The following is a 26,488-nucleotide window of genomic DNA, read 5'->3' as shown; positions in this document are numbered from 1 at the left end:
GGGCGGTGCGGCCCGATGCCTCATGACGGGGCACCCCGACCAAGATCGGCGGGGAAACCAAAAAGGAGAAAGCCATGAACACGATCACCAGCAACAACTACGGAGAAAAAACGAATGACTGTTACGTCCACCACGAAGACCGCCGCTGAACTTGGCGAAGTTCATCAAGCCGCACTGACCGACAAGGCCCTTGTCGAGCAGCCGACGCAGAGCGAAGCTAAAGCCCCTACCGCTGGCGCAACCCCAATCCCGTTCGACCGGCTGCCGGTGGACAAGGTCTTTGGAGCGCCCCCACCCTGTTCCCTCTACCACACCCGTCGAGCCGCAGACGCGCGTGAGCGCGCGGTGCAGGCGCTTCCTGACCGTCTGGATCAGGCACGGGACGTTCTGCACGCAGTCGGCGGCAAGCGCGTGAATGCTGCATACGCCGATGTGTTCGACCACAACACGATGACGCTGGCATACGCGCTGGAATACGCCAACCACGGACTGACTGTCGTCGACTCTCACGCCGTCTACCCCAACAGTGGCGAAGGCACGGGTATGATCGACGGCAAGCATACCGCGAAGGTGCCACGCGGCGCGGGTTGGCAGGACCGGGCGACCATTATCGAGGATGAGATCACCGACGCATGGATTGGTGAGGGCGAGTACCCGCCGAACAAGAAGGGTAAGGCGTACCCGTACGCTAAGCCCGGCGCGCCGCGCAACGTCTCCATCGTCTTCCAGCAAGGATGCCACATGTTCGCCCTCGATGAGGATGGCGACGAGGGCATGGAGGCGGTGCGCAAGCTGGAGGCAGAGCATGGCCCGCTGCCGAAGACGGCGACATCAGTTTCCGGCTCCGGCAAGGGGCAGCACCGCCTTTTCCGGTGCAAACGCCCGATCCTGAACACCGGCGGTAAGATCGCGCCTAAGGTCGATATCCGTGGCGAAGGCGGGCAGATCATCGCTGCGCCTTCGGTCCACGAGTCCGGCGGCTACTATCAGTGGAAGCCCGGATGCGCGCCGTGGGAATGCGAGATCGCAGACGCCCCGGAATGGCTCGAAGAGCAGGCATTCGAGTGCTCGAAGGTGAGCACCGGCAAGGCAAGTACAAGTACGGGCACCCGCCGGGCGAGCAACGCCGCTCCGCGCACCTATACACCCGGTGATCGCGTCTACGGTTTTGACGCGAAGCTCGCCATCATTGGCGACGGAGACGGGCTCTGTGGCTTCGACGGGCCTATCTACAGCGCCGCCTGTTCGTGGTTCCGTAGTCGCCCACACGGCGACCCGGTCGAGCTGTTCGACATCCTGCGCAACGCCATCCTTGCGGCGCCTTGTGACGATGATCGAGCCGAGACCCGCTACGCAACAGACGAATATCTATGGCGCCGGATCGAGCAGGCGCAAGACTGGGGTGGAGTGATCACCGACGAGGCCGAAGATGAAGCGGAGGAAGCCGCGCCAGAGGTCGAGAACGTGCGGGGGCAAGCGGATGGCACCCAAACCCTAGCCGCCGGCTCACAGCCCGAGGACGCCGAGAGCGCCGCAAAGGAGGCTGAGGAAGCTGAGAACACTGGGTTGGTGCTGGATGAGGCGGAAGCGGCCGCGCGCGCGGCGGCCAAATTCGAGGCATGGGCAAAGGGCACTACCCGCAACACGCCCGAAAGGGAAATGAGGGATCGGATAGCCGAGGCCTTCGCCGCCGGGGTACCGCTCGACGCTTGGGGGAGGGCGAAAGATGATCTCGCCCGGCACAAGATCATCAATCGCAGGGTTCTTCAGAAGATGTGGGACGTCCACGCTGACGCTGCTGAGGCGCAAGAACAGCGGGAAGCCAAGACTAGGGAGAGAAACAAGCGCCGTGCTTCCGTCCGTTCAGAGCTAGTTCGCATGATCGACCTCGACGGCAAGGTGTTCCGCGTCGTCTGTGACAACGTTGCGGCAATTATGGCGGATCAGGGCGACGACCCCGAGCTGTTCCACAGCATGGGCCGCATCGTGGATGTGCAAGAAAACGAGCACGGTCTGATCCGCATCAAGAACGTCGATAAAGAGCGCTTCAAGGCCAAGATCGAAGCCCGCGTGGACTTCTTCAAAGACGACGCATCGGTTCCTGCTTCCAAAGACCTCACAAATAACGTGTTCAACCGGGACAAGACGGCGTACCCGCCGCTGCTGCGCGTGATCAGCTCGCCCGTGTACAGCGAAGACAAGTCGCTGGTGACCAAGACCGGCTACCACAAGAGCGGCCTGTACTATCAGCCTGTCGCGGGGGTGGAGGCGCTGGACGTGCCTGACGAGCCAACTGAGGCGCAGGTCAAGGAGGCGGTCACGAAGCTCGTGGATCTCCTTGCCGATTTTCCTCTGGACGCGCTGAGCCGCGAGGAAATGACCGGTCTCGACCGGGGCGGCAAGCAAACCGGCCCCGGCATCGTTGGGGGGCTGGTGTCACCGTCATTCGCACACGCTATGTCGATGGGGCTGACGCCCCTGTGCCGCGAATTCATCAACGGTCCAACGCCCGGGCATCTGGCGCGGAAAGATAAGCCCCGAACTGGGGCCAGTAAGCTGATAAGCACGGTGTCATACATCGCCACGATGGGCTACGCCGCTGCGCAGTCACTGCCTGACAGCAAGGACGAAGTCCGTAAGACCATCGTTACCGAGCTGGACAAGGGCATGCCGTTTATCTTCTTCGACAACCTGCCTGCTACCGGCAAGGTGGACTTTGGCGAGTTGGCGGGGGCGATGACGGCGTGGCCCTACTACTCGGCACGGCGTCTCAACACCAATGACACGATTGAGGCGCGTGTGAGGGCGACGTGGGCGTTCACCGGCATCCGAACTATGCTGTCCGAGGAGCTTTCTGAGCGGATGTTGCTGATCGACCTCGATCCGCAGATGGAGAATCCCGGGGATCGCCCGGAATCGATGTTCAAGTACGACCTCGAAACCCAGATAGCCAAGCGTGGCCCCGAATATCTTCGCTGCCTGCTTGTCCTCGTACAGAACTGGATCGCCGTAGGATGTCCCGAGCGGAAGGAAAAAGGGCTCGCCGGATTCGAGCGTCACTCCAAGATCATCGGTGGTATTCTCGAAGCTGCAGGGATCAAAGGCTTCCTCGGTAACCGTGCCAAGCTCCGCTCGACCACGACCACGGAGACGCCGGACACGGGGTTGATCGACGCAATGATAGCAGAACAGAAGGTGGAGGCGACGTTGTTCCGTATCAACAGCACGGAGAGGGCGCCCCAGTTTCTCAAGTCGGGTGGCGAAGGCAAAGAAAAGGCCAAGCCTTTCCCGTATGCCGGGCACCGCGTTTTGTCGATTATCGGTATACTGACGGACGAGGAGATTGCGCTGCCGGGATGCGGTTACGTCTGGGACGGCGACGCGATCAGGTATGGCGGGAAGGCGATTAACGCAGTGTCGCAGAGGATCACCAGCATGGTCGGCACGGTGCGCGAGCATGATGCCGACCATGAGGAGAGCGAAGACAAGCAAGGGCGATACATCCTGACGAAGGTTCACGCCGACAAGCACGGCGCGCTCTACGCGATGGAGCGGAAACCGCTGATCAAGGGTGACGGCGTCGAAGCCGAAACGTGACTTGGGGCGGTGGAACGGGGGCGCGTCAGCGCCCCTGATGCCGTTTCTGCTGGTAGGGCCAGAGGCCTGTCACCGACCCACCACCAGAGCGCCTTCACGTAATGCATTGATATCCAATGGATATTCTTGACGTGGTGAAGGGTCTGTGAACCGGCCACCACCCATCATCGCCCGTAAAGAATTGATAATAAAGGGTATTATTTGGACTTGGTGGCAGGACAAAAGATAAATGGTCACAAGATTCCATATCGGGAAGACATGTTCATTCGCTCCCATCCTCGGTCGCCTGAACAGGCGACGCGCGAATATGTGTGTATCTCTCCACGGGGTTGGGGCGAGACCGAAAATCGAGTCCCCATCATCCAACCCGAGAAATATGACATAAAAGTCATAGGCTTATGACCGATGATAGGCTGGTGGCAGGCGGTCGCAGGTCGATTTTTCCCTTTGTTTTCAATGCCCCCTTGCACCGACCCACCACCAGCCCATCACCACAACCGCCGCTCCGGCGCCTGCCGACGACGATCAGTTTCACTGCCCAAATCTCTCGCATTCTGGCATCAGCTCACCCTCCCGCGCCTCGGGACGTCGATGCGCCACAGCCTTCAGAAAATCGAATCAAACACTTGAAAAGGTTAGAGAATCATGCGTTTCGGGCGTAGATTTCTCGTGCAGAATCTCGACGTTCGTAGAAGGAATGGAAATGAGCCCTGATCATCGCATCGCCGGACCATTCGTTCTGTATTTTCGCGTCTCGACCAAACGGCAGGGTGCGACCGGATACGGACTCGACGCGCAGCGCCGGGACGTTCAGCTTTTCCTCGATCACTACAGCGCGGGCGCGGCCATCGGCACCTTTCAGGACATCGAGTCCGGGAAGCACGATGATCCTCGGCGCCGCCCCGGTCTCGCCGCAGCGCTGGACCTGTGCCGCGCGCAGAAAGCGACGCTGCTCGTGGCCAAGCTCGACAGGCTATCGAGAAAAGTCAGCCATATCGCGCAGCTCTTGGACGACAAGACGGTGCCATTCAAGGTCGCGTCCATGCCCTTCGCCGACAATTTCCAACTGCACCTCTACGCGGCCCTCGCCGAACAGGAGCGCGAATTCATCTCCCTGCGGACCAAGCAGGGCCTCGCCAGCGCCCGCTCACGCGGGCAGACGCTAGGGGGCCATCGTGGCGGCGCGGAAGCTCGGCAGCGGGCTGTGCAGGCCATTGCCGACACATCGGCTCTCCGGATCGCAGACCTTGTTCTGCCGCTGCGGGCAGGCAACGCGACGTTGCAGCAAATCGCGGATGCGCTGACCAAAGCAGGCATCGAGACGCCACGAGGGAAGAAGGTGTGGCACCCGTCGAGCGTGAAGAACGTGTTGGACCGGCTAGCGGCATAGCGCTGGCCCGCGTTAGCGGGCAATTAGCGCCTTCTGTGCTGCCCGTGCCTGAGCCGACCTTAACCAGATTTCTGTCCCCGCCAGAGCGAGGGCCCCAAGGCGTACGCCACTCTTCGACGCGTCAGACCCCCTGCTACTAGCAGGCGACGCGTCGCCCGAATCCCGCGTTTCTAGCGCAGGTAATTTGAGGATTCCTGCCCGTTTCGCTCGGCTCTGTGGATTCCCCACGCTTGCCCGCTTCTCGGGGTTAGCCATCCGTGAGGCGCTTTGATGTTTCGTCAATGTGGTCATGAACCGCTTTGGTGAGTGCATCGCATATCTTCGTTATGAGGAAGTCAACGCTTGCACCCCACTCCAGCGTGTACCAGCGGCGCACGACCTCGCGCCCTTCAACGTCGAAAGCGTCCCAGTTGGTCCTAGGATGCTGCGTCACCATCTCGAAGATGTAGCACTGGTTGAGGCTCGGCGCGCAGCTTAGAACAAGCTGGAGTTGTTGGAGCGCCCTGTACTTGGGGGTCAAGGTCAGCTTCAACTGCGCCCGTGACATGGTGCAGTTGAGTGCGAGGTCGTAGGTCTCGGTCCACTCCTGATTTAGCGACGCCATGAAACCCAACATCGCCCGCTCCACCGGGTTCACCTTCTTGGCGGTGCGCTTGATCTCGGCGGTCACGAGCCGATCGGGGCGCGTCTCGCCCGACAGCACCCTGATCATGAATTCCCGTATCACCGGTTCGTGGTAGTCCGAGTGCACGATGGTTGAGGTCTCGAAGAACTCGGCGAACTCAGTGTCACTGAACTTCCCGATAAGCCCATCGAACAAGTTGTCGATCAGTTCCTCGGCTTGTTCCGGTCCGCCCATACGCTTCTCCGCTACCATGAGTAGTTGAGCAGGTGTCAACGGCTCACCGGTGGTACTGGTGTTGTCGGCGCCGTTGCTCTCGTCGCCTACGTCTCCAGTGGTGCCCCAACGGCGTGCAAGCTCCGCCCGAAAGGCGGCGAGCTTCTTGGCGTCGTCTACCAGTACCTCTCGCCCGGTACCTTGATTGACGAAGAACGGGGTTTGGGCGTCGTTTCCTAGGAAGTCATCCCGCAAAGTGTTCGATATGTCGGTATAGTAGATCGTGCCATCCGTCTTGCGCACGCTAGCCTCTAGGAACGCGCGGGTGAACGCGCTCAGGCTCTCACCGCTGAGCGAAGTCTGATCGTCCATTGATGACGAAAACTGGAGAATGTTCCTCAGCCCATCCCTCACCACGGGCGGCAGCGGCAAAGAGCGGTCGCCCTTCACCAACAGCGCGCCCGAATAACACGCGTCGAAGACGGCGACTAACACCTCGGGTGCGGCAGCACGGAAGAGGTCCATTAGGTCGCCGTGCGCAAGCCCTGTCTCGTTCGGCCGACTTTCGTCAAAAGTAGTGCCCCAGAAGTAGAGACCGGGGTCAACATACTGGCCATGCCCCGAGAAATAGAAGAATACCTCGTTGTGCGTGCCGTCAGGCGGCAACGCGTCCCGAACGGCGTCGCGCATCTCATCGGCGTCGAGGTCCACGTATGCGTGGATGTTTTCGAACCGACCGGTGGCCTCCAGCAGCGCTCGCATGGCGTCAACGTCCGCGCAGCAGCACGGCAACGGGTTCCCTTGGTCGTACTCGGCATTCCCGATCAGGATCGCAGTGGAGGTCATGTTCACCCTTACAGATGTTCGAGTTTCGGTGGCTGGCGAGACTAGGGCCTTGTGAAGCACTAGACTAGGCGCGGTTGGCTGGAATCTTCCTTGGGCGTCGAAGCCCCCTGCGGTATCGCCGAATTCATCTTGACCTCGCATGCGCCCGGGTAGGATTCCACCCTTTCTTGCGATACGTCAAAACGATGACCTATCCCGACAAGCTCGCAGTTGGGCGGATGGCCCGTCGTCTAGCCACTGGCTACTACACTTTTGCGGTGGCTAATCATGTGGCAACGAACCCACTGGCCAGCGCGCTACTGCCGCCACCGCAACGCCTCGGGCCAACCCTAATCAAATATCCCACTACTGAGATCAAACGCAAAGATGGTACACACCATGGGGTCCATATGCTTCGTCACCTCGCCTTGCTGCGCGAGGATCGGGACCTGCAGGCGGACTTCCTACGCGCGTGGGCGGGAGGCGCGCTGCTAGCACTGGGTGACGAACTCAAAGTCCACAACTATTTCGATCACGCGCCGGTCCTCGAACTTGTCTACCACTTGCGCAACGCTGTCGCCCATGGCAACCGGTTCGCAATCAACGAGAGCGGCAAGAAACGCCTCGCGCATTATCCGGCCCACAATCGCCAAGCAGTGCGGAGCCCAGCAGGGACCGTGTTCGAAATCACGCCGACCACATCCGGTCCAGTTCTCTTCGATTTCATGGGCGCAGCTGATGTGATCGACCTCTTGCAAGCCGTTGAATACCACCTGACCGGCTAGGCCCAGCCATCGGCCTAGGCCTTAACGACTCGAAACCCAAATATCTTCCGCCCCTGCCGCGACCTCATGTTGATGAAATCGGTACGGAAGACATCAACGCCGTTGGGGCGTTCATCAATTGTAACCGTCTTGATGCCTGCGCGCCCAAGCGTACCTAGGATCACGCCGGGAACTTCGGCCGCAGACATGGGTCCCTCTACCCGGAGCACCTTTAGGGACTGTAGGTACACGTGGACCAAGTAGGAGCTGCCCGGATCAAGGCGCGGAGCGAGCTGCGCTGCAAGGTTCGATGGGGTTGCGTAGCCCGTTTCAGGGCGCCCCCGCGCCTGCTGGTTCGCGGTGAGGTTTGAAGGTACCCCTTGCCCCAGTTCGCGCGGGGCCTGCGCCTTTTTCTTTGCGTCCCCGTCGTACGAAGCACCGATCGCGACCACCGCGACCATCAAGAGAACACCGATGATAATTCCCGCCGTGTGGTCCTTGTGACTCTTGGCCAGCGCCGCTGTGGGCGTGAGTACCAGAACAAGCACGATCAACAGTCTTCTAATCGCCCCTTTCGAACCGACGAGCGCACCCAATGCAGTGATGATCGTTGCCCACATGCGGCTACGGTATCAGCACCCATGCAGCTCTGGCGAGCACGAATCCGGCGCCACTCGCGCCATGCCTTCACCAGCCAATAAGTACAGAAACCAGCACGGAAGCTGGTGGGATCGGATATTTATCCTTTAATTCAAGTGTGTTACGGGATGTGGTGGCGCACCCAAGAGGATTCGAACCTCTGGCCTCTGCCTTCGGAGGGCAGCGCTCTATCCAGCTGAGCTATGGGTGCCGGTCCGCGTCCTATAGCGGCAGGCTGCGGCGCGTGCAACGGGCAATCTCGCCGAAAGGATCCGCGAGGGCTGGGCCGGCCGGTGCGACTTGGCGCGGGGGCCACAGGTCCGGCCTCGCGGTGGCGCGCATGCCTGTTCCGTTTGCCTTGGCGGGGCGTCGATGATGTAGTTTCAGGCGGCAATCTTTTTCGTCGCTGGGAGCCGGGCATGACCGGGGCGTCGGGACCAGGGAGGCAGGCCGGGCCGCGGGTGCTCTTGCTCTGCGCGCAAGCCATGCTGACCGTTTCCGCGCTTTACTGCCTGAACGGGATGGGGGCGGAGATCGTCGCCGTGGGCGACCCCTGGATGGGCTTTCTTCAGTTCTCGCGCTTCTGCCGAAGGTTCGAGCCCTGCGCGGTGAAAGAGACGACGCCCGAGGCGCTGCTGGCGCGGCTGGAGGCGCTGCTGTTAGCCTACCCGGCGGATGTCGTCGTACCCGCCGACAATGACGCGCAGCTGCAGCTGGCCCGGATCGGCGGGGCGCTTTCCGTGCCGGTCTTCCCGATGCCGTCACCCGCCGCGCTGGCCGAGCTAAACGACAAGCAGAGTTTCGACGCCACCTGCCGCGCCATCGGCGTGCCGGTGCCGCAGGCGGAGTTCTTCGCCGACAAAGGCGCGCTCGACCCGGACGGGCTTGGCGCGCGCTTCGGGTTCCCGCTGATCGTGAAGCCGACGAACTGGGGCGGGTCGGACGGGGTCGTGCTGGCGCGCTCGGCCGAGGACCTGCGCCGACGGGTGATCGAGGACCCGGCCTATGTCTTCCATCCGCTGGTGGTGCAGGAGTTCATTCCCGGCCGCGACGTGGGCTTCAACGTGTTCGCGCTGGAGGGGCGGACCATCCTTGCCTCCGCCCAGACGCGGGTCGGCGAGGCGGTGCATTACCTCGACAACGACGCGCTGATCGGCTTCGGCAAGCGTTATGTGGAGGCGGTTGGCCTGACCGGGATCGCCAATCTCGACGCGCGGGTGGGGCCGGACGGGCGGATCACCTTCTTCGAGTGCAATGCGCGGATCTGGGCCTCGATCTGCCACGCCCATTGGTGCGGGGCGAACTACGTCGCCGCCGGCGTGCGCCATGCCCTTGGGCGGCCGCAGGTGGAGGCAGAGCCGCTGGCCGGGCGGTCCGTCCTTTCTCCGGCGCGGCTGATGCTGCAGCTGGCGCGCGGGCAGCGGGCGCCCTGGCGGCTGAGTCGGGCCGACCGGCGGGCGCTGGCGCAGGGGGCGGCCGATCCGGTGCTGCTGCTCCGGCGATACCACGAACGGCGCGCGCGGGCGGGCTGATGCCGGCCGCCCGCCCCGGACCGGCCGGGCAGGGCCGGGCGGGGCAGGCGGGCCGTACCGGCGGCCCTATGCGCCGAAGGCGAGGTTGGTCGACTCCGCGGCGGCGCGGACGGCATGGGCCTTGTCGATGGCGCTGTCCATCGCCAGCCGCAGGACCTTCAGCACCCCGTCGCCCGAGCGGAACGGCCCGCCGCGCAGCAGCGCGCCGCAGCAGACCGTGAGCCCTGCCGCCGCGGTCTTGCCGCGGATCTTGAGGGTGCGGTTCACATGCGCCTCGATGTCAGCCGGGTCGTGATCGCCCTGCAGTCGGGCGGAGCAGAGGAAGACCCCCTCGCCAGCGTAGGCGAAGCAGAAGGAGGCGCTGTCGAGGCAGGAGGAGATCGCCTCGGCCACTTCCTTGAGCACGGCGAGGTAGTCCTGCGCGGAGGAGGAGGCGTAGACCCGGCCGATGCCATGGATCTTGATGCCGAAGAAGCGGGTGCCGAGCAGGTGGAGCCTAGGCAGGTGCAGCGCGTTGTCGACCAGCGCGTTGTAGCTGCGGGCGGAGGGCACGTCCTGGATCGTCACCGGCGCGGCGAACTCGATCCGGGCAGGATCGAAGGCGATGCCGTTGGCGGCGGCAAGCGCCGCCGCGGCGCGCGAGGAGCTGCGCGCGGTGGCGCGTTGCGCGGCCGCAACGCGGGCGCAGAGCTGGTGGACTTCGAAAGGCTTGGCCAGGTAATCCGACGCCCCGGCCGCGAAGGCGCGGTCGATGTGCAGCTTGTCGGATCTGGAGGTGACCATGAGGATATGGGTATTGCGGTAACGGTCTTTCGCGCGAATCCGGCGGCAGAGATCGATCCCGTCCACGTCGGGCATGACGATGTCCAGCAGCATGCAGTCGAAATCCGCCTCGTCCGAGGCGAAGATCTCTTCCAGCTCTTCGGCAGAGCCCGCGAGGGTGATGTCGTCGTAACCGACCTCGGACAAGGACCCGCTGATCAGCGCCAGCATTAAAGGGTCGTCATCGACCGCTAGAATTCTCACGGATTGTCCTCCTGCCTCTGCCCCGGCATGCGCCATGTGGATACGTGAGCTGATGTCACAGTTTACCACCTTCAGTTGAAGATCTAATCCTTAATGTATGACCAAAGATTGTTGGAATTAGGAAACTATACGACAAATATTGCGGCAAATGTCGCCCTCTGCGGCAAGAATGCCGATCGGAACCGCCCGGAGACACGGGATTCGCGCCTGTGATGCGGCGCGAAGGCGTCGATTTCACGGCTTTGCGGCCGCGATCCCGGTCGGCTTGCCGTCGATGGACGTGGTGTTCTTCTCGGTCCAATAGGCCGCGACGCCCGCCGGGCCCTTGTTTTCCGCCCAGGTGTTCAGCGTCGGACGTTCCTCGCGGTACTCCATGAACGGAACAGCGTAGCCGCAGGAGGTCTGCACCAGGTCGATCTCCAGGTCGAAGATCTGCCGCGCGCCAGGCAGGGCGGGCAGGCCCGCGGCGCGTTCGGTCCAGCCGGGGGCGCCGAAATGGGTGACGCTGGCGGTGCCGAAGGAGCGGAGAATCAGCGGACGGGTGGTGAAGGAGCACCACATCAGCGTCAGCCGCGGGTTTTCCAGAAGATGCGCCGCGGTTTCGTTCCCGGAGCCGGTGACGCTGAGCCAGCGGATATGGCTGGGGGAGAGAACCTGCAGCGTGTCCATGCCCTTAGGGGATATGTTCACGCGCCCCTCGGGGCCGGCCGAGCCGGTGAAGAAGATGTGCTGCTCGGCGATGAAGCGGATCTGGTCGTCCTGCAGGCTGTCAAATTGCTTGGCCATCATTCCACCGTCACGGACTTCGCGAGGTTGCGGGGCTGGTCCACATCGGTGCCTTTGGCGATTGCGGTGTGATAGGCCAGAAGCTGGGCGGGCACGGCGTGGAGGATCGGCGCGAATTGCGGGGCGACCTCGGGCAGGGTGAGGGTCGTCCAGGTGCCCGCGCCGGCCTCTGCCACCCCCTTCGCGTCGGAGACGAGGAGCACCCGGCCCTGGCGGGCCATGACCTCTTGCATGTTGGAGATTGTCTTGTCGAAAAGCCCGTCATGCGGGGCGAAGACGACGACCGGCACATGTGCGTCGATCAGCGCGATCGGGCCGTGCTTTAGCTCGCCAGACGCGTAACCTTCGGCGTGGATGTAGCTGATTTCCTTCAGTTTAAGCGCGCCTTCCAGCGCGATCGGGAACATCGGGCCGCGGCCGAGGAAAAGCACGTCCTGCGCCTCCGCAAGGCTTGCTGCGATCTCGGCGATGCGGGGGCCGAGGCGTTCGGCATGGCTCATGAGGCCCGGCAGGGCGGCGAGCGCGTCAAGCTGGGCGGCGATCTGATCGGGGGTCATCCGCCCCTTGTCCTCTGCCGCCTTCAGCGCGAGGAGTGCGAGCACGGTCAGCTGGCAGGTGAAGGCCTTGGTGGAGGCGACGCCGACCTCGACGCCCGCATGGATTGGCAGCACGAGATCGGATTCGCGGGCCATCGAGGAGCTCGCGACATTCACCACGGAGACGACCTTGGCGACCTTCTCTGCTGCGTAGCGCAGGGCGGCGAGCGTGTCCGCCGTCTCGCCCGACTGGCTGACGAAAACGGCCCATGAGGTGGGCGAAAGGGGCGGCTCGCGATAGCGGAACTCGGAGGCGATATCGACATCCACCGGGAGGCCGGCGAATTGCTCGAACCAGTATTTCGCCACCTGGCAGGCGTAGCTGGCGGTGCCGCAGGCGACGAGGACGAGCCGGTCAACGTTGGTGAAATCCACGCCATCCGGCAGGGTTAGACGGCGATCCTGGAGCGAGGCGTAATGCGAGATCGCCTCGGCCACGACGACGGGCTGCTCTGCGATTTCCTTGGCCATGAAATGCTTGTAGCCGGCCTTCTCGATCCGCGTGGCCTCAATCTGGATGCGGGTCAGGGCGCGGTTGGCGCGGCGGCCGGCAGCGTCGAAAATCTCCACCCCCGCGCGGGTGACGAAGGCGTAGTCGCCTTCTTCCAGGTATGTCACACGGTCGGTCATCGGGGCGAGCGCGATGGCGTCGGAGCCGACGAACATCTCGCCATCGCCATGACCGATGGCGAGCGGGGACCCCTTGCGGGCGGCGATCATCAGGTCCGGCTCGCCGTCGAACAGGAAGAGGAGCGCAAAGGCGCCCTGCAGCCGGCCGAGCGTCTTGGCCGCGGCTTCGCGCGGCGAGAGGCCGGAGGTGAGGTGATGCGCCGTCAGTGCGGCCACGGTTTCGGTGTCGGTCTCGGAATCGAAGGTGAGGCCGATTGCGCTAAGTTCATCGTGCAACTCCCGGAAATTCTCGATAATTCCGTTGTGGACCACCGCGACAGGACCGACCCGGTGAGGGTGGGCATTCTTCACCGTGGGGCCACCATGGGTCGCCCAGCGGGTATGGCCGATCCCGGCGCGGCCGGCCAGCGGCTCATGCACCAGGAGGTCGGAGAGATTGGCGAGCTTTCCCACCGCGCGGCGGCGATCAAGCCGACCGTCGCGCACTGTCGCGATGCCGGCGCTGTCATAGCCGCGGTATTCGAGGCGTTTCAGCGCCTCGAGGATGATCGGGGCGACCTCGTGGTTGCCGAGGACGCCGACAATGCCGCACATCAGCGGGCTCCTTTCGCCTTGGCTTCGCGAAGCCTGTCAAAGAATTTCTTTGCAAATCCGTATTTTACAACCTGTGGCGCACGTCCGATGGCAAGCGCCTCGGCCTCCACGTCGCGTGTTACGACGGAACCGGAGGCCGTCATCGCACCATCGCCGACGCGGACGGGCGCGACGAGCATCGTGTCCGATCCGATGAAGACGTCGCGGCCGATCTCCGTCCGGTGCTTGAAGACGCCGTCGTAATTGCAGGTGATGGTGCCCGCGCCGATGTTGGTGTGCGCGCCCACATGCGCGTCGCCCAGATAGGTGAGGTGGCCGGCCTTGACCCCTTCGTCCAGCACGGAGTTCTTGATCTCGACGAAATTGCCGATGTGGACGTCCTCGGCCAGCTCCGCGCCGGTGCGCAGGCGGGCGAAGGGGCCGACGGTGGCGCCCCGGCTGACGTGGCAGCCTTCCAGGTGGCAGAAAGCCCGGATCTCGGCCCCGGATTCGATGGTGACGCCGGGGCCGAAGACGACGTTCGGGCCGATGATCGCATCGCGGCCGACGACGGTGTTGAAGGCAAAATGCACGGTGTCGGGGGCCGTGAGCGTCACCCCGTCCTCGAGCGCGGTGGCGCGGGCGCGGGCCTGGAAAGTGGCCTCTGCCTCCGCCAGTTGCGCGCGGGTGTTCACGCCCATTGTTTCCGCCTCGGCGCAGGTCACGATGCCGGCGGAAAGGCCACGGTCCCGGGCAAGTTCCACGATGTCGGTCAGGTAGTATTCACCGGAGACGTTGTCGTTCCCGACCTGGGAGACGAGATCGGCCAGCAACGCCGCATCGGCACAGATCACGCCGGAATTGCAGAGAGTTATGGCGCGTTCCTCAGCAGTCGCATCCTTGAATTCGACGATCCTGGAAAGGCTCTCACCCTCGGTGATCAGGCGACCGTAGCGGCCCGGGTCGCGCGCCTCGAACCCGAGGACGACGATGGCATGGCGGGCGCGGGCCTCCTGCATCGCCTCCAGCGTCTCGGCCCGGATGAAGGGGGTGTCGCCGTAAAGCACGATCGCGTCGCCCGAAGCGCCGGAGAGCGCCGGGGCCGCCTGGGCCACCGCATGGGCGGTGCCAAGCTGTTCCTCCTGCACGACCACCGTCGCCGTCTCGTCGAAGTCGAGCGCGGCCTTCGTCACCGCTTCTGCCCCGTGCCCCGCGACGATCACGGTGCGCTCGGGGCCGAGGGCCGCGCCCGCGGCCATGGCGTGGATGAGAAGCGGCGCGCCGGCCACCTTGTGCAACACCTTGGGAAGATCGGAATTCATCCGCGTGCCCTGGCCGGCGGCGAGGATGATCAGGGAAATGGGCATCATAACGCTTTCTTGTTCACCTTCGGACGGTTTTAGCCGATGGGCAGGGTGTCACAAGGGCGGGTTTTATCACATGTCCTTTCAGCGTGTTGCACCTGATCGGAGGAACGCGCAATTTGCGGCGCGGGGAGGATGCGATGCGCACCATTATCTTCGATCTGGACGGGACCCTGGCCGATACATCGGCCGATCTGATCGCGGCGGCCAACCTATGCTTCCGCGATCTCGGCCATGGGGATCTGCTTTCGCCCGAAGCCGATGCGCTGATCGCCTTCCACGGAGGCCGCGCGATGCTGCGGGCCGGGTTCGCCCGCACTGGCGAGCCCTGGAGCGAAGAGATGGTGGATGCACAATATCCATTGTTCCTGATGGCTTACGCAGAAGACCTCGACCGAAACACAAGGCTCTACCCGGGGGCGGAGGCCGCCGTGGCCCGGCTGAAGGGTGCAGGCTGGAAGACCGGGGTCTGCACCAACAAGCCGGAGGTTCTGGCGGAGGAGCTGCTCAAGCGGCTCGGCATCCGCGAGGCCTTCGATGCGCTGATCGGCGCCGATACGCTGCCGGTGCGCAAGCCCGATCCGCTGCCGCTGCACGAGACGGTGCGTCGGGCCGGCGGCCTCAAGGGCCGGGCGCTGCTGATCGGCGATACCGAGACCGATCGCGAAACGGCGCGGCGGGCGGGGGTGCCTTCGGTCCTCGTCACCTTCGGGCCGGAGGGGCAGGGCGTGGCGCGGCTGGCGCCGGAGGCGCTGCTCGATCATTATGATGCGCTCGACGAGGTTGCGGGGCGGCTTTTGCCCCTGTGAGGGATCAGCGATGGATCAAGCCGTGCCCGAGGTGTTCACCGGAAGCTTCACCCAGCAGGAACCGATCCCCGAAGAGGCGATCGAGGCCGCCGTCGCGGTGATGCGGCACGGGCGGCTGCACCGCTACAACACCGTTCCGGGCGAGGCGGGCGAGGTCGCGCTGCTGGAGGAGGAATTCGCGGCAGCCATGGGGGCGAAATACTGCCTCGCGGTGGCCTCGGGCGGCTATGCGCTCGGCTGTGCGCTGCGGGCCGTGGGGGTGGCGGCGGGCGACCGGGTGCTGACCAATGGCTTCACGCTGGCCCCGGTGCCGGGGGCGATCGCGGCGCTTGGCGCGGTGCCGGTCTTCGTCGAGGTGACGGAGGATCTGGTGATCGACCTCGACGACCTTGCCGCCAAGGCCGAGGCGAGCGGGGCGCGGGTGCTGATGCTCAGCCACATGCGCGGGCATCTCTGCGACATGGACCGGCTGATGGCGATCTGCGATACGGCCGGCGTCACGGTCATCGAGGATTGCGCCCATACGATGGGGGCGGCCTGGCGCGGGGTGGCGTCGGGGCGTCACGGGCGGCTTGGCTGCTACTCGACCCAGACCTACAAGCACATGAATTCCGGCGAGGGGGGCTTCATCGTCTCTGACGATGCCGAGGCGATGGCGCGGGCGGTGCTGCTGTCGGGCAGCTACATGCTTTACCCCCGCCACCGGGCGGCGCCGCCGGTGGAGGCCTTCGAGGCGGCGAAATGGGTCACGCCCAATGTCTCGGGCCGGATGGACAACCTGCGCGCGGCGATCCTGCGGCCGCAGCTGGCGCGGCTGTCGGAACAATGCGCGGCCTGGACGGCCCGGTACCGGGTGGTGGAGGAAGGGCTGCGGGATCTGCCGGGCCTGACGCTGATCGCGCGACCGGAGGCGGAGGATTTCGTCGGCTCCTCGTTCCAGTTCCTGCTGCCGGACTGGGCGCCCGAGGCGGTGCAGGAGGTGGTGCGCCGCTGCGCCGCGCGGGGGGTAGAGGTGAAATGGTTCGGGGCGGAGGCGCCCGTGGCCTTCACCTCGCGCTACGACAGCTGGCGCTATGCGCCGGCGCAGAGCCTGCCCAGGACGGACCGGGTGCTGGCGGGGCTTCTCGACATGCGGCTGCCGTTGACGTTCAGCCTGGAGGATTGCGCGGTCCTGGCGCGGATCATTCGGGCGGAGGTTTCGGCGGTTTACCAGCGCGGGGCGTAGGCGGGCCGGGCGGGCGGTGCGCAATGAATGCGCACCCTACGCGGGGGCGGGGGGCCCCTGCGGGAGGCTTGACGCGACTCGCTTTCGCGGGCATGGAAATGAACGGGTGTTCAAATAATCTCCCGGGAGGATCGCCATGTTCACCGCCTCGATGACCTTCGACCTCGGCGAGGATGTGGCCGCGCTGCGCGAGGGCGTGCATCGTTGGGCGCAGGAGCGGGTCAAGCCGCTGGCCGCGGCGGTGGATCGCGACAACGTCTTTCCCGCCGCGCTCTGGCGCGAGATGGGGGACATGGGCCTTCTGGGCATCACGGTGCCGGAGGAGTTCGGCGGCGCGGGCCTCGGCTATCTCGCCCATTCCGTGGCGATCGAGGAGATCGCGCGGGCCTCGGCCTCCGTCGCGCTCAGCTACGGCGCGCATTCCAACCTCTGCGTCAACCAGATCCGGCTCAACGGCACGGATGAGCAGCGGCGCAGCTACCTGCCGAAGCTCGTCTCGGGCGAGCATGTCGGGGCGCTGGCGATGAGCGAGGCGGGGGCGGGCTCTGACGTGGTGGGCATGAAGCTCCGCGCCGAGAAGCGGAATGGCTATTACGTGCTGAACGGCACGAAATACTGGATTACCAATGGGCCGGATGCCGATGTGCTGGTGGTCTATGCCAAGACCGATCCGGAGGCGGGGTCGAAGGGGATCACGGCCTTCCTTGTCGAGAAGACCATGAAGGGGTTCTCCACCAGCAAGCATTTCGACAAGCTCGGGATGCGTGGATCGAACACCGCCGAGCTGGTCTTCGAGGACTGCGAGGTGCCGTTCGAAAACGTGCTTGGCGCGGAGGGCCGCGGCGTGCGCGTCCTGATGTCCGGCCTTGATTACGAGCGCGTGGTGCTTTCGGGGATAGGCACCGGCATCATGGCCGCCTGCCTCGACGAGGTGATGCCCTACATGCGCGAGCGCAGGCAGTTCGGCCAGCCGATCGGGAATTTCCAGCTGATGCAGGGCAAGATCGCCGACATGTACACGGCGATGAACACCGCGCGGGCCTACCTTTACGAGGTCGCCAAGACCTGCGACCGCGGCGAGGTCACGCGGCAGGACGCGGCGGCCTGCGTGCTTTACTGCTCGGAGCAGGCGATGGTGCAGGCGCACCAGGCGGTGCAGGCGATGGGTGGGGCCGGGTTCCTGAACGACTCCGTCGTCAGCCGCCTTTTCCGCGACGCCAAACTGATGGAGATCGGCGCGGGCACGTCGGAGATCCGCCGCATGCTGATCGGGCGGGAGCTGATGGGGGCGGAGGCGTGAAGCTCGCCTCCTCGATCCTGCCGTCTTCCGAGACCTTCCGCGCCAATCGCGCGGCGCAGGAGGCGCTGCTCGCCCGTGCCGCCGAGGCCGCGGCGCTCGCGACGGCCGGCGGCGGAGAGAAGGCGCTTGCCCGCCATGTCTCTCGCGGAAAGCTGCCGCCGCGGGAGCGGGTGGGGGACCTTCTCGACCCCGGCTCGCCGTTTCTCGAAATCGGCGCGGTGGCGGCGCATGGCATGTATGGCGGCGCGGCCCCCGGCGCGGGGATCATCGCCGGCGTCGGCCGCGTCGCGGGGCAGGAGGTCATGGTCGTCTGCAACGACGCGACCGTGAAGGGCGGCACCTATTACCCGGTCTCGGTGAAAAAGCACCTGCGCGCGCAGGAGATCGCGGCGGAATGCCGGCTGCCCTGCGTCTACCTCGTCGACAGCGGCGGGGCGAACCTGCCGAACCAGGACGAGGTTTTTCCGGACCGCGACCATTTCGGTCGAATTTTCTACAATCAGGCGCGGATGTCGGCGGCGGGGATCCCGCAGATCGCGGTCGTCATGGGCTCCTGCACCGCCGGCGGGGCCTATGTGCCGGCCATGTCGGACGTGACGATCATCGTGAAGGAACAGGGGACGATCTTCCTCGCCGGCCCGCCGCTGGTGAAGGCCGCGACGGGCGAGGTCGTCTCGGCCGAGGCGCTTGGCGGTGGCGACGTTCACACCCGGCTTTCGGGCGTGGCGGATTACCTGGCGGAGGACGACGCCCATGCGCTCGCGCTGGCCCGCCGGGCGGTGGCAGGCCTGAACCGGCGCCGGCCCGAGACGGTGGCCTGGGCTACGCCGGAGGCGCCGGCCTATGATCCGGACGAGATGCTGGGCGTGGTGCCGGCCAGCCTCAGCACGCCCTACGACATCCGCGAGGTCATCGCGCGGATCGTCGACGGCTCGCGGCTTGACGAGTTCAAGGCGCGCTTCGGCGAGACGCTGGTGACGGGCTTCGCCCATGTCGAGGGCTGCCCGGTCGGCATCGTCGCCAACAACGGCGTTCTCTTCTCCGAAGCCGCCGTGAAAGGGGCGCATTTCGTCGAGCTCTGCTCGCAGCGCGGCATCCCGCTGGTCTTCCTGCAGAACATCACCGGCTTCATGGTCGGCCGGAAATACGAAAACGAGGGGATCGCGCGGCACGGCGCCAAGATGGTGACGGCGGTGGCGACGACCGAAGTGCCGAAGATCACCATGCTGGTCGGCGGCTCCTTCGGAGCGGGGAATTACGGCATGGCGGGCCGGGCCTATTCGCCGCGCTTCCTCTGGACCTGGCCGGGCTCGCGGATCTCCGTCATGGGCGGCGAGCAGGCAGCGGGCGTTCTGGCCACCGTCAAGCGCGACGGGATCGAGCGCGCGGGTGGCAGCTGGTCGGCGGAGGAAGAGGCCGAGTTCAAGCGCCCCACCATCGAGATGTTCGAACGTCAGTCGGATCCGCTCTACGCCTCCGCCCGGCTCTGGGACGACGGCATCATCGACCCGCGCCGCACGCGCGAGGTGCTGGCGCTGAGCCTTTCCGCCGCGCTCAACGCGCCGATCGAACCGACACGCTTCGGCGTGTTCAGGATGTAGTTTTCTTGCCTCCGGCGGGAGTCTTTCGGCCAGGAAGAAGCGGATCGTGTTTTTTCTGTCCGAAAATATCCCGGGGTCCGGGGCAGAGCCCCGGCTCCGGCCGGGCCACGAGGAGCAGGCGATGTTCGCGAAGATCCTGATTGCCAACCGCGGCGAGATCGCGTGCCGCGTGATCGACAGTTGCCGTAGGCTGGGCGTTGCCACGGTCGCCGTCTATTCCGAGGCCGACCGCGACGCGCGTCATGTGGCCATGGCCGACGAGGCGGTGGCGATCGGCGGCGCGGCCCCGGCGGACAGCTACCTGCGGGGAGAAGCGATCATCGCGGCGGCCAGGGCCTCGGGGGCGGAGGCGATCCACCCGGGTTATGGGTTCCTAAGCGAGAACCCGGAGTTCGTGGATGCGGTCGAGGCGGCGGGGCTGGTCTTCATCGGACCTTCGGCGCGGGCGATCCGGGCGATGGGGCTGAAGGACGCGGCCAAGCGGCTGATGGCGGAGGCGGGGGTTCCGGTCGTGCCGGGCTACCATGGCGCGGAGCAGGCGGAGGCGCATCTGGCGCAGGCTGCGGCCGATGTAGGCTACCCGGTCCTGATCAAGGCCGTCGCGGGCGGCGGCGGCAAGGGCATGCGCCGGGTCGACCGGGCGGCGGACTTCGCGGATGCGCTCGTCTCCGCGCGCGGCGAGGCCAGGACCGCCTTCGGCAACGATGCCGTGCTGATCGAGAAATACGTCCGTGCGCCGCGGCATATCGAGGTGCAGGTCTTCGGCGACGGCTCTGACGCGGTGCATCTGTTCGAGCGGGACTGTTCGCTGCAGCGCCGCCACCAGAAGGTGATCGAGGAGGCCCCCGCGCCGGGCATGACGCCCGAGATGCGCGCGGCGATGGGCGAGGCTGCGGTGCGCGCGGCGAAAGCCATCGGCTACAGCGGTGCCGGCACGGTCGAGTTCATCGTGGATGGCTCGGCCGGGCTTCGCCCCGACCGGTTCTGGTTCATGGAGATGAACACCCGCCTGCAGGTCGAACATCCCGTGACCGAGGCGATCACCGGAATCGATCTGGTCCAATGGCAGCTTCGCGTCGCCTCGGGGGAAGGCTTGCCCTGCCGGCAGGAGGATCTTTCGATCACCGGCCATGCCTTCGAGGCGCGGCTTTATGCCGAGGATGTGCCGGCGGGGTTCCTGCCTGCGACCGGGCGGCTGTCGCATCTGCGCTTCGCGGAAGCCGCACGGATCGAGACCGGCGTGCGCGAAGGTGACACGATCAGCCCCTGGTACGATCCGATGATCGCCAAGATCGTGACCCACGGCCCGACGCGGGGCGCGGCGCTGCGCCAGCTCGCCCGGGCCATAGAGGCGACGGAGGTCGCCGGGACGGTCACCAACCTGCGGTTCCTCGGCGCGCTTGCGCGGCACGCGGGGTTCGGGCGGGGCGAGGTGGATACCGGGCTGATCGAGCGCGACCTTGCCAGCCTTGTAGCGGAGGCGGAGCCGGGCCGGGCGGCGCTGGTGGCCGCGGTACTTGCAGCGGCGGGGCTTTGGGAGGATGCGTGGCGGCTTTCAGGCTTCACACTCTGGGCGCCGCTGCCGCGACGGATCACGCTCCGTCGGGGCGAGGCGGAGACAGCCGCCGTGATCCGCGTCGAGGGGCCGGACCGGGTGCGGGTGGAGATCGAGGGCCGCGAAAGCCTTGCCGAGCGGCGCGGAGACTGGTGGATCGACGGGGCCAAGGCCCCGGGGGGCGTGGTGCGGCAGGGCGCCCGGGTCGAGGTGTTCGCGGGCGGGGCCTTCGGATTCGATGTCGTCGATCCGCTGGAGCGCGACGTGGCGCATGGGGCAGGGGCGGACGTGACGCTTTCTCCGATGCCGGGTCTGGTCAAGGCGGTCTTCGTTAAGGCCGCGCAGACGGTGGCGCGGGGCGACCGGCTGGCCGTGCTCGAGGCGATGAAGATGGAGCATACGCTGACCGCCGCCCGCGACGGGGTGGTGGCGGAGGTGCTTGTCGCGGCCGGGGCGCAGGTCGAGGCCGGCGCGGCGCTCGTTCGGCTGGAGGCGGAAGCGTGATCCGTCTGCATCACGTGCCCCAGGCGCGCTCGTTCCGGGTGCTGTGGCTGCTGGAGGAACTGGGGGAGACGTTCGAGATCGTCCCGCATTCCTTCTTCGACAAGTCGCTGCGCTCGCCCGATTACCTCGCGCTCTCGCCCGCCGGGCGAGTGCCGGCGCTGGAAGTGGACGGGCAGATCCTCTTTGAAAGCGGGGCGATCCTCGAATGGCTCTGCGAGACGCGGGGGCGGCTCTGGCGGGCGCCGGGGGATGCGGAGCGCGTCGAATGGCTCGAGTGGCTGCATTTCGCAGAGACGGCGGGGCAGCATCTGGCGAACCTTACCCAGCACCATATCGCGCTGCGTGAGGACTGGATGCGCAGCCCGACGGTGATGCGGCTGGAGGCGAAGCGGCTGGAGAAGGTGCTTCAGGTGGCCGACCGGGTGCTGGCGCGGCACGACTGGCTGCTGCCATCCGGCTTTTCGGCGGCCGACGTAGCGATGGGTTTTTCGGCGCTTCTCGGGCGGCGCTTCGTGCGGTTCGATGGGATGCCGGCGCTGGCGAGCTGGCTGGAGCGGATCGCGGAACGGCCGGCCTTCCGCCGGGCGATGGCACGCGACGGGGCGGCCGAGATCTACACGCAGGACTTCTATGAGGCGCCGGATGTCTGACCGCGTCGAGATCTTCGAGGTCGGTCCCCGCGACGGGCTGCAGAACGAGGCGCGGGCGATACCGGCTGCGGCCAAGATCGCGCTGATCGACCGGCTGTCGGGGGCGGGGTTTCGGCGGATCGAGGTGGCGAGCTTCGTCAGCCCGAAATGGGTGCCGCAGATGGCCGACAGCGCCGAAGTGCTTGCCGGGATCCGGCGGGCGGAGGGCGTGCGCTACGCGGCCCTCGTGCCGAATATGAAGGGGCTGGAGGGCGCGATCGCGGCCGGGGCGGACGAGGTGGCGGTCTTCGCGTCCGCCTCCGAGGGGTTTTCGCGGGCGAACCTCAATTGCTCGATCGCCGAGAGCCTGGAGCGCTTCGCGCCGGTGATGGTGGCGGCGAAGGCGGCGGGACTGCCGGTTCGCGGCTATGTCTCCTGCGTCACGGATTGCCCGTTCGACGGGCCGGTGGCGCCGGGGGCGGTGGCGCGGGTTGCCGCGGCGCTCAGGGATCTGGGCTGCTACGAGGTGAGCCTTGGCGATACGATCGGCCACGGCACGCCGGAAACGATCCGCGCGATGCTGGAGGCGGTGCTGGCGGAGCTGCCGGCGGCGCGGCTCGCCGGGCATTACCATGACACCGGGGGCAGGGCGCTTGCCAATATCGAGGCCTCGCTGGGTTTGGGGCTGCGGGTCTTCGATGCGGCCGTCGGCGGGCTCGGCGGCTGCCCCTATGCGCCGGGCGCGCCGGGGAACGTGGCGACCGAGGCGGTCGCGGCGCGGCTGGCGGCGCTGGGGTTCGAGACCGGGCTAGACGCCCGGGTGCTGGCGGAGGCGGGCGCGCAGGCGCGGGCGCTGCGGGCCGGCTAGGGGAGAGAGGCGATGGGCGAGACGGTCGGGATCGAGATCGACGGGCGCGGCGTGGCGCGGGTCACGCTGCAGCGGGCGGAGAAGCACAACGCGCTCTCGGCCGAGATGATGGACGAGCTGACCGCGGCGGCGGCGCGGCTTGGCGCCGATTCCTCGGTTCGGGTCGTGGTTCTGACCGGAGCGGGGGAGAGCTTCTGTGCCGGTGGCGATCTGGGCTGGATGCGGGCGCAGGCGGAGACGGATGCCGCGGGCCGGGCGCGCGAGGCCGGGCGGCTCGCCGGGATGCTGAACGCCCTGAACCTGCTGCCCAAACCGCTGATCGGGCGGGTGCAGGGGCAGGCCTTCGGCGGCGGGCTCGGCCTGATCTCGGTCTGCGACGTGGCCATTGGCGTGACGGGACCGAAGTTCGGCTTCACCGAGGTCCGGCTGGGGCTGATCCCGGCCACGATCGGGCCCTATGTTGTGGCCCGCATGGGCGAGGCGATGGCGCGGCGGGTGTTCTTCTCGGCCCGGGCCTTCGGGGCGGAGGAGGCGGTGACGCTCGGCCTTCTCGCCCGCGCCGTGTCGCCCGAGGCACTGGATGATGCGGTCGAGGCCGAGGTGAAGCCCTATCTCTCGGCCGCGCCGGGGGCCGTGGCGGAGGCGAAGGCGCTGGTCCGCCGGCTTGGGCCGCTCGTTGACGAGGACGTGATCGCCGGGACGATGGCCGCGCTTGCCGCCCGCTGGGAAAGCGCGGAGGCGGCCGAGGGCATTGCCGCCTTCTTCGACCGGCGCAAGCCTGGTTGGGCGGGCTGAGTCGTCCTTTCGGCCCGCACCCGCCTTCCGATGGTGCTGCGGCGCAGCTTTGGCGCTAACGCAAGCCTACGCAATTGTATGCGAAGGCGAAAATCCCAAGCTCGCAAGGCTGCATTTCCGCCCGGCTTTGGTTGACCGCGCCAAGGTGCGGGAGTAAACGGTGCCGAGCCCATGGGCGGGCGCTCTTATGTCGCGCCGCTGGAGCCTTGAAGCCGAGAAGGAGCCGGATGTGGATCATCTGCTGAGAGAATACCTTCCCATTCTAATCTTCCTGGTGATCGCCGTTGCGCTCGGCCTCGTGCTGGTCCTGGCCGCGGTCGTCCTAGCGGTGCGGAACCCGGATCCCGAGAAGCTTTCGGCCTATGAATGCGGCTTCAACGCCTTCGACGATGCACGGATGAAGTTCGACGTGCGGTTCTACCTCGTGTCGATCCTGTTCATCATCTTCGACCTCGAGGTGGCCTTTCTCTTCCCCTGGGCGGTGGCCTTCAGCGGGCTGAGCCTGGTGGCGTTCTGGTCGATGATGATCTTCCTCGCCGTGCTGACGGTGGGCTTCGCCTATGAATGGAAGAAGGGGGCGCTGGAATGGGAGTGATGGCTGGAGCCAACACGGCCGGGGCAGACAAGGAAGTCGCCACCGAGGCGTTGAACCGCGAGCTGCAGGACAAGGGGTTCCTGCTGACCTCGACCGAGGACATCCTGAACTGGGCGCGCACCGGCTCGCTGCACTGGATGACCTTCGGGCTGGCCTGCTGCGCGGTCGAGATGATGCACGTTGCCATGCCGCGCTATGACGTGGAACGGTTCGGGACCGCGCCGCGCGCCTCGCCGCGCCAGTCGGACCTGATGATCGTCGCTGGCACGCTGACCAACAAGATGGCCCCGGCGCTGCGCAAGGTTTACGATCAGATGCCGGACCCGCGCTACGTGATCTCGATGGGGTCCTGCGCCAATGGCGGCGGCTATTACCACTACAGCTATTCGGTCGTCCGGGGCTGTGACCGGGTCATTCCGGTCGATGTCTACGTGCCGGGCTGCCCGCCGACGGCGGAAGCGCTGCTTTACGGCATCCTGCAACTGCAGCGGAAGATCCGCCGCACCGGAACGCTGACGCGCTGAGGAGAGACTGATGTCCGAAGCCCTTGCCGAGCTTGGCGCGAAGATCCGCGCGGCCCGCCCGCAGATGGTGCACGAGGTCGAGGTCGCCTTTGGCGAGCTGAACCTCACCGTGCGGGCCGATACCGTGCCGGTGCTGCTCGACTATCTCAAGACCGATCCCGATTGCCTGTTCTCGACCCTGGTCGACATCACCGCGATCGACCATCCGGAACGCCCGAAGCGGTTCGACGTCGTCTACCACCTGCTGTCGATGTACAAGAACCACCGCATCCGCCTGAAGGCGGCCGTGGACGAGGACGAGATGATGCCGTCCTCGGTCGAGGTGCATCCCTCCGCGAACTGGTTCGAGCGGGAAGTGTTCGACATGTTCGGCATCTTCTTCTCGGGCCATCCGGACCTGCGCCGGATCCTGACGGACTACGGCTTCCGCGGCCACCCGCTGCGCAAGGACTTCCCGACCACGGGCTATGTCGAGGTGCGCTATGACGAGGCGCAGAAGCGCGTGGTCTACGAGCCGGTGAAGCTGGTTCAGGACTACCGCCTGTTCGACTTCATGAGCCCGTGGGAAGGGGCCGAATACATCCTGCCGGGCGACGACAAGGCCGGTGACAAGACGGGGGCCAAGGCCTGATGGCGGATGAGCCGGCCCTCCTTCTTGGCGTCGGGGCGACGAAAGCCGGGACGAGCTGGCTTTACAGCTACCTCGCCGGCCATGCGGATTGCCGTTTCCGGGCCGTGAAGGAATTGCATTTCTTCGACGCGCTGGACGACGGATCCCGGGAGCGCCAGATCGCGCAGCTGGAGGCCGCGCGCGACGCCGCGGTGTCGAAGCAGGCCAAGGCGAAGGGCGCAGCGCGTGCTGCGCTGGAGGCGCGGATCGCCGATTTCAACGAGATGATCTCGGTCCACCGCGCCGGAAGCGAGGCGGAGGCGCTGAAGCGGTACATGGCTTATGTCATGCGCGACCGTGGCGCGGCGAAGGTGGTGGGCGACATCACGCCCGCCTATGCGCTGCTGAGCGGCGAGCGGCTGTCGATGATGGCCCGGCTGACGCCGGCGACGCGGCTTCTCTACCTGATGCGCGACCCGGTCGACCGGCTGTGGAGCCATGTGCGGATGCATGCCACCCGCTCGGCCGCGCCGGGCGAGGATCTGGCGGGCCGCGCGGTTGCCGTGTTGCGCCGGGTGCTGCGCAAGGATGCGCTGCCGGCTGTGACTCGGCGGGGCGATTACGCTGCGGCGCTGACCAAGCTGCTGGCCGCCGTGCCGGGGCCGCGGCTTTTCGTGGATTACTACGAGCGGCTGATCTCGGACGAGGGCATCGCGCGGCTCTGCGGCTTTCTCGGCATCGGCCATGCGCCGGCGCCGGTCGCCAAGCGCGTGCATGCCGGCCCGGCGATCCCGCTCGATCCCGAGCTGAGGCTCGAGGCGGCGCGGATGCTCGCGCCGCAATATGATTTCGTGGAACGGACCCTGGGCCCGCTGCCGGCGCGGTGGCAGGCCAACCGGATGGGGGAATGAGG

The 26,488-nt window shown here is 66.1% G+C and carries 22 protein-coding genes and 1 tRNA gene; 16 read left to right on the top strand and 7 right to left on the bottom strand.

Annotated elements, in window-relative coordinates; genetic code table 11:
- Window positions 1–114 precede the first annotated feature (114 nt).
- Entirely contained in the window at window positions 115–3,597 is a 3,483-nt protein-coding gene (locus EIP85_RS00820) for a bifunctional DNA primase/polymerase (protein WP_127900235.1), read from the top strand.
- Window positions 3,598–4,300: 703 nt separating this feature from the next.
- Window positions 4,301–4,987 (top strand): recombinase family protein, encoded by a 687-nt coding sequence (locus EIP85_RS00815; protein WP_127900234.1) that lies wholly within the window; start codon window positions 4,301–4,303, stop codon window positions 4,985–4,987.
- A gap of 247 nt (window positions 4,988–5,234) precedes the next feature.
- Here the strand turns inward: EIP85_RS00815 and EIP85_RS00810 are convergent, their stop codons facing one another.
- The gene (locus EIP85_RS00810; protein ID WP_164871613.1) at window positions 5,235–6,671 is read right to left on the bottom strand and encodes a caspase family protein; all 1,437 of its coding nucleotides are present in this window, start codon (window positions 6,669–6,671) and stop codon (window positions 5,235–5,237) included.
- Window positions 6,672–6,856: 185 nt separating this feature from the next.
- On the opposite strand from EIP85_RS00810, the gene EIP85_RS00805 reads away from it, so the two are divergent.
- On the top strand, window positions 6,857–7,435 hold the full coding sequence (locus EIP85_RS00805; protein WP_127900232.1) for a hypothetical protein: 579 nt from the start codon (window positions 6,857–6,859) through the stop codon (window positions 7,433–7,435).
- A 14-nt stretch (window positions 7,436–7,449) separates the two neighbouring features.
- On the opposite strand, the gene EIP85_RS00800 is transcribed toward EIP85_RS00805, so the two are convergent.
- Together EIP85_RS00800 and EIP85_RS00795 are read right to left on the bottom strand one after the other, a co-directional pair.
- Window positions 7,450–8,034: a hypothetical protein gene (locus EIP85_RS00800; RefSeq protein WP_127900231.1), complete on the bottom strand. Its 585-nt coding sequence runs from the start codon at window positions 8,032–8,034 to the stop codon at window positions 7,450–7,452.
- 153 nt (window positions 8,035–8,187) lie between these two features.
- Window positions 8,188–8,264 (bottom strand) — tRNA-Arg (locus EIP85_RS00795).
- Window positions 8,265–8,472: 208 nt separating this feature from the next.
- On the opposite strand from EIP85_RS00795, the gene EIP85_RS00790 reads away from it, so the two are divergent.
- Entirely contained in the window at window positions 8,473–9,585 is a 1,113-nt protein-coding gene (locus EIP85_RS00790; protein WP_164871612.1) for an ATP-grasp domain-containing protein, read from the top strand.
- 66 nt (window positions 9,586–9,651) lie between these two features.
- Here the strand turns inward: EIP85_RS00790 and EIP85_RS00785 are convergent, their stop codons facing one another.
- The 4 genes from EIP85_RS00785 to glmU all read right to left on the bottom strand — a co-directional run bounded on the left by EIP85_RS00785 (window position 9,652) and on the right by glmU (window position 14,563).
- Window positions 9,652–10,611: a response regulator gene (locus tag EIP85_RS00785; RefSeq protein WP_164871611.1), complete on the bottom strand. Its 960-nt coding sequence runs from the start codon at window positions 10,609–10,611 to the stop codon at window positions 9,652–9,654.
- 234 nt (window positions 10,612–10,845) lie between these two features.
- Window positions 10,846–11,397 carry a pyridoxamine 5'-phosphate oxidase family protein gene (locus EIP85_RS00780; RefSeq protein ID WP_127900228.1) on the bottom strand — a complete coding sequence of 184 codons (552 nt, stop codon included), beginning with the start codon at window positions 11,395–11,397 and terminating at the stop codon, window positions 10,846–10,848.
- The gene (glmS, locus tag EIP85_RS00775) at window positions 11,397–13,217 is read right to left on the bottom strand and encodes a glutamine--fructose-6-phosphate transaminase (isomerizing) (protein ID WP_127900227.1); all 1,821 of its coding nucleotides are present in this window, start codon (window positions 13,215–13,217) and stop codon (window positions 11,397–11,399) included. The genes EIP85_RS00780 and glmS overlap by 1 nt, the downstream gene beginning before the upstream one ends.
- Window positions 13,217–14,563: a bifunctional UDP-N-acetylglucosamine diphosphorylase/glucosamine-1-phosphate N-acetyltransferase GlmU gene (gene glmU, locus EIP85_RS00770; RefSeq protein ID WP_127900226.1), complete on the bottom strand. Its 1,347-nt coding sequence runs from the start codon at window positions 14,561–14,563 to the stop codon at window positions 13,217–13,219. The genes glmS and glmU overlap by 1 nt, the downstream gene beginning before the upstream one ends.
- Before the next feature lie 137 nt (window positions 14,564–14,700).
- Here glmU and EIP85_RS00765 point away from each other — a divergent pair, with 137 nt between their 5' ends.
- From EIP85_RS00765 to EIP85_RS00710, 12 genes are all read left to right on the top strand, one after another.
- A complete protein-coding gene (locus EIP85_RS00765; RefSeq protein ID WP_127900225.1) occupies window positions 14,701–15,369 on the top strand; it encodes an HAD-IA family hydrolase in 669 nt (222 codons plus the stop codon).
- 10 nt (window positions 15,370–15,379) lie between these two features.
- On the top strand, window positions 15,380–16,594 hold the full coding sequence (locus tag EIP85_RS00760) for a DegT/DnrJ/EryC1/StrS family aminotransferase (protein WP_127900224.1): 1,215 nt from the start codon (window positions 15,380–15,382) through the stop codon (window positions 16,592–16,594).
- 136 nt (window positions 16,595–16,730) lie between these two features.
- Entirely contained in the window at window positions 16,731–17,894 is a 1,164-nt protein-coding gene (locus EIP85_RS00755; protein WP_127900223.1) for an isovaleryl-CoA dehydrogenase, read from the top strand.
- Window positions 17,891–19,495: a carboxyl transferase domain-containing protein gene (locus EIP85_RS00750; protein WP_127900222.1), complete on the top strand. Its 1,605-nt coding sequence runs from the start codon at window positions 17,891–17,893 to the stop codon at window positions 19,493–19,495. The genes EIP85_RS00755 and EIP85_RS00750 overlap by 4 nt, the downstream gene beginning before the upstream one ends.
- Before the next feature lie 121 nt (window positions 19,496–19,616).
- Window positions 19,617–21,554: an ATP-binding protein gene (locus EIP85_RS00745; RefSeq protein WP_127900221.1), complete on the top strand. Its 1,938-nt coding sequence runs from the start codon at window positions 19,617–19,619 to the stop codon at window positions 21,552–21,554.
- Window positions 21,551–22,204, top strand: a complete 654-nt coding sequence (locus EIP85_RS00740; protein WP_127900220.1) for a glutathione S-transferase family protein — start codon at window positions 21,551–21,553, stop codon at window positions 22,202–22,204. The genes EIP85_RS00745 and EIP85_RS00740 overlap by 4 nt, the downstream gene beginning before the upstream one ends.
- Window positions 22,197–23,051 carry a hydroxymethylglutaryl-CoA lyase gene (locus EIP85_RS00735; protein ID WP_127900219.1) on the top strand — a complete coding sequence of 285 codons (855 nt, stop codon included), beginning with the start codon at window positions 22,197–22,199 and terminating at the stop codon, window positions 23,049–23,051. The genes EIP85_RS00740 and EIP85_RS00735 overlap by 8 nt, the downstream gene beginning before the upstream one ends.
- A 12-nt stretch (window positions 23,052–23,063) precedes the next feature.
- Complete coding sequence (locus EIP85_RS00730) at window positions 23,064–23,846, top strand: crotonase/enoyl-CoA hydratase family protein (RefSeq protein WP_127900218.1); 783 nt, start codon at window positions 23,064–23,066, stop codon at window positions 23,844–23,846.
- A gap of 229 nt (window positions 23,847–24,075) precedes the next feature.
- Complete coding sequence (locus EIP85_RS00725) at window positions 24,076–24,441, top strand: NADH-quinone oxidoreductase subunit A (RefSeq protein ID WP_127900217.1); 366 nt, start codon at window positions 24,076–24,078, stop codon at window positions 24,439–24,441.
- Window positions 24,432–24,965 (top strand): NuoB/complex I 20 kDa subunit family protein, encoded by a 534-nt coding sequence (locus EIP85_RS00720; RefSeq protein WP_206615412.1) that lies wholly within the window; start codon window positions 24,432–24,434, stop codon window positions 24,963–24,965. Before EIP85_RS00725 ends, EIP85_RS00720 begins: the two co-directional genes overlap by 10 nt.
- A gap of 10 nt (window positions 24,966–24,975) precedes the next feature.
- Entirely contained in the window at window positions 24,976–25,596 is a 621-nt protein-coding gene (locus EIP85_RS00715; protein WP_127900215.1) for an NADH-quinone oxidoreductase subunit C, read from the top strand.
- Window positions 25,596–26,486 carry a sulfotransferase gene (locus EIP85_RS00710; protein ID WP_127900214.1) on the top strand — a complete coding sequence of 297 codons (891 nt, stop codon included), beginning with the start codon at window positions 25,596–25,598 and terminating at the stop codon, window positions 26,484–26,486. The genes EIP85_RS00715 and EIP85_RS00710 overlap by 1 nt, the downstream gene beginning before the upstream one ends.
- Window positions 26,487–26,488 lie beyond the last annotated feature (2 nt).

The organism is Solirhodobacter olei (assembly GCF_004010155.1).
In the GTDB taxonomy this organism is placed as follows: Bacteria; Pseudomonadota; Alphaproteobacteria; order Rhodobacterales; family Rhodobacteraceae; genus Solirhodobacter; species Solirhodobacter olei.
The sequence above is the reverse complement of the archived record's forward strand: the minus strand, read 5'-3'. Positions and strand labels throughout refer to the sequence as shown.

Coding starts and splice junctions, on each gene's coding strand:
- EIP85_RS00820 (WP_127900235.1), top strand. CDS start 115: ATGACTGTTACGTCCACCACGAAGACCGCCGCTGAACTTGGCGAAGTT.
- EIP85_RS00815 (WP_127900234.1), top strand. CDS start 4,301: ATGAGCCCTGATCATCGCATCGCCGGACCATTCGTTCTGTATTTTCGC.
- EIP85_RS00810 (WP_164871613.1), bottom strand. CDS start 6,671: ATGACCTCCACTGCGATCCTGATCGGGAATGCCGAGTACGACCAAGGG.
- EIP85_RS00805 (WP_127900232.1), top strand. CDS start 6,857: ATGACCTATCCCGACAAGCTCGCAGTTGGGCGGATGGCCCGTCGTCTA.
- EIP85_RS00800 (WP_127900231.1), bottom strand. CDS start 8,034: ATGTGGGCAACGATCATCACTGCATTGGGTGCGCTCGTCGGTTCGAAA.
- EIP85_RS00790 (WP_164871612.1), top strand. CDS start 8,473: ATGACCGGGGCGTCGGGACCAGGGAGGCAGGCCGGGCCGCGGGTGCTC.
- EIP85_RS00780 (WP_127900228.1), bottom strand. CDS start 11,397: ATGGCCAAGCAATTTGACAGCCTGCAGGACGACCAGATCCGCTTCATC.
- glmS (WP_127900227.1), bottom strand. CDS start 13,217: ATGTGCGGCATTGTCGGCGTCCTCGGCAACCACGAGGTCGCCCCGATC.
- glmU (WP_127900226.1), bottom strand. CDS start 14,563: ATGCCCATTTCCCTGATCATCCTCGCCGCCGGCCAGGGCACGCGGATG.
- EIP85_RS00765 (WP_127900225.1), top strand. CDS start 14,701: ATGCGCACCATTATCTTCGATCTGGACGGGACCCTGGCCGATACATCG.
- EIP85_RS00760 (WP_127900224.1), top strand. CDS start 15,380: ATGGATCAAGCCGTGCCCGAGGTGTTCACCGGAAGCTTCACCCAGCAG.
- EIP85_RS00755 (WP_127900223.1), top strand. CDS start 16,731: ATGTTCACCGCCTCGATGACCTTCGACCTCGGCGAGGATGTGGCCGCG.
- EIP85_RS00745 (WP_127900221.1), top strand. CDS start 19,617: ATGTTCGCGAAGATCCTGATTGCCAACCGCGGCGAGATCGCGTGCCGC.
- EIP85_RS00735 (WP_127900219.1), top strand. CDS start 22,197: ATGTCTGACCGCGTCGAGATCTTCGAGGTCGGTCCCCGCGACGGGCTG.
- EIP85_RS00730 (WP_127900218.1), top strand. CDS start 23,064: ATGGGCGAGACGGTCGGGATCGAGATCGACGGGCGCGGCGTGGCGCGG.
- EIP85_RS00720 (WP_206615412.1), top strand. CDS start 24,432: ATGGGAGTGATGGCTGGAGCCAACACGGCCGGGGCAGACAAGGAAGTC.
- EIP85_RS00715 (WP_127900215.1), top strand. CDS start 24,976: ATGTCCGAAGCCCTTGCCGAGCTTGGCGCGAAGATCCGCGCGGCCCGC.
- EIP85_RS00710 (WP_127900214.1), top strand. CDS start 25,596: ATGGCGGATGAGCCGGCCCTCCTTCTTGGCGTCGGGGCGACGAAAGCC.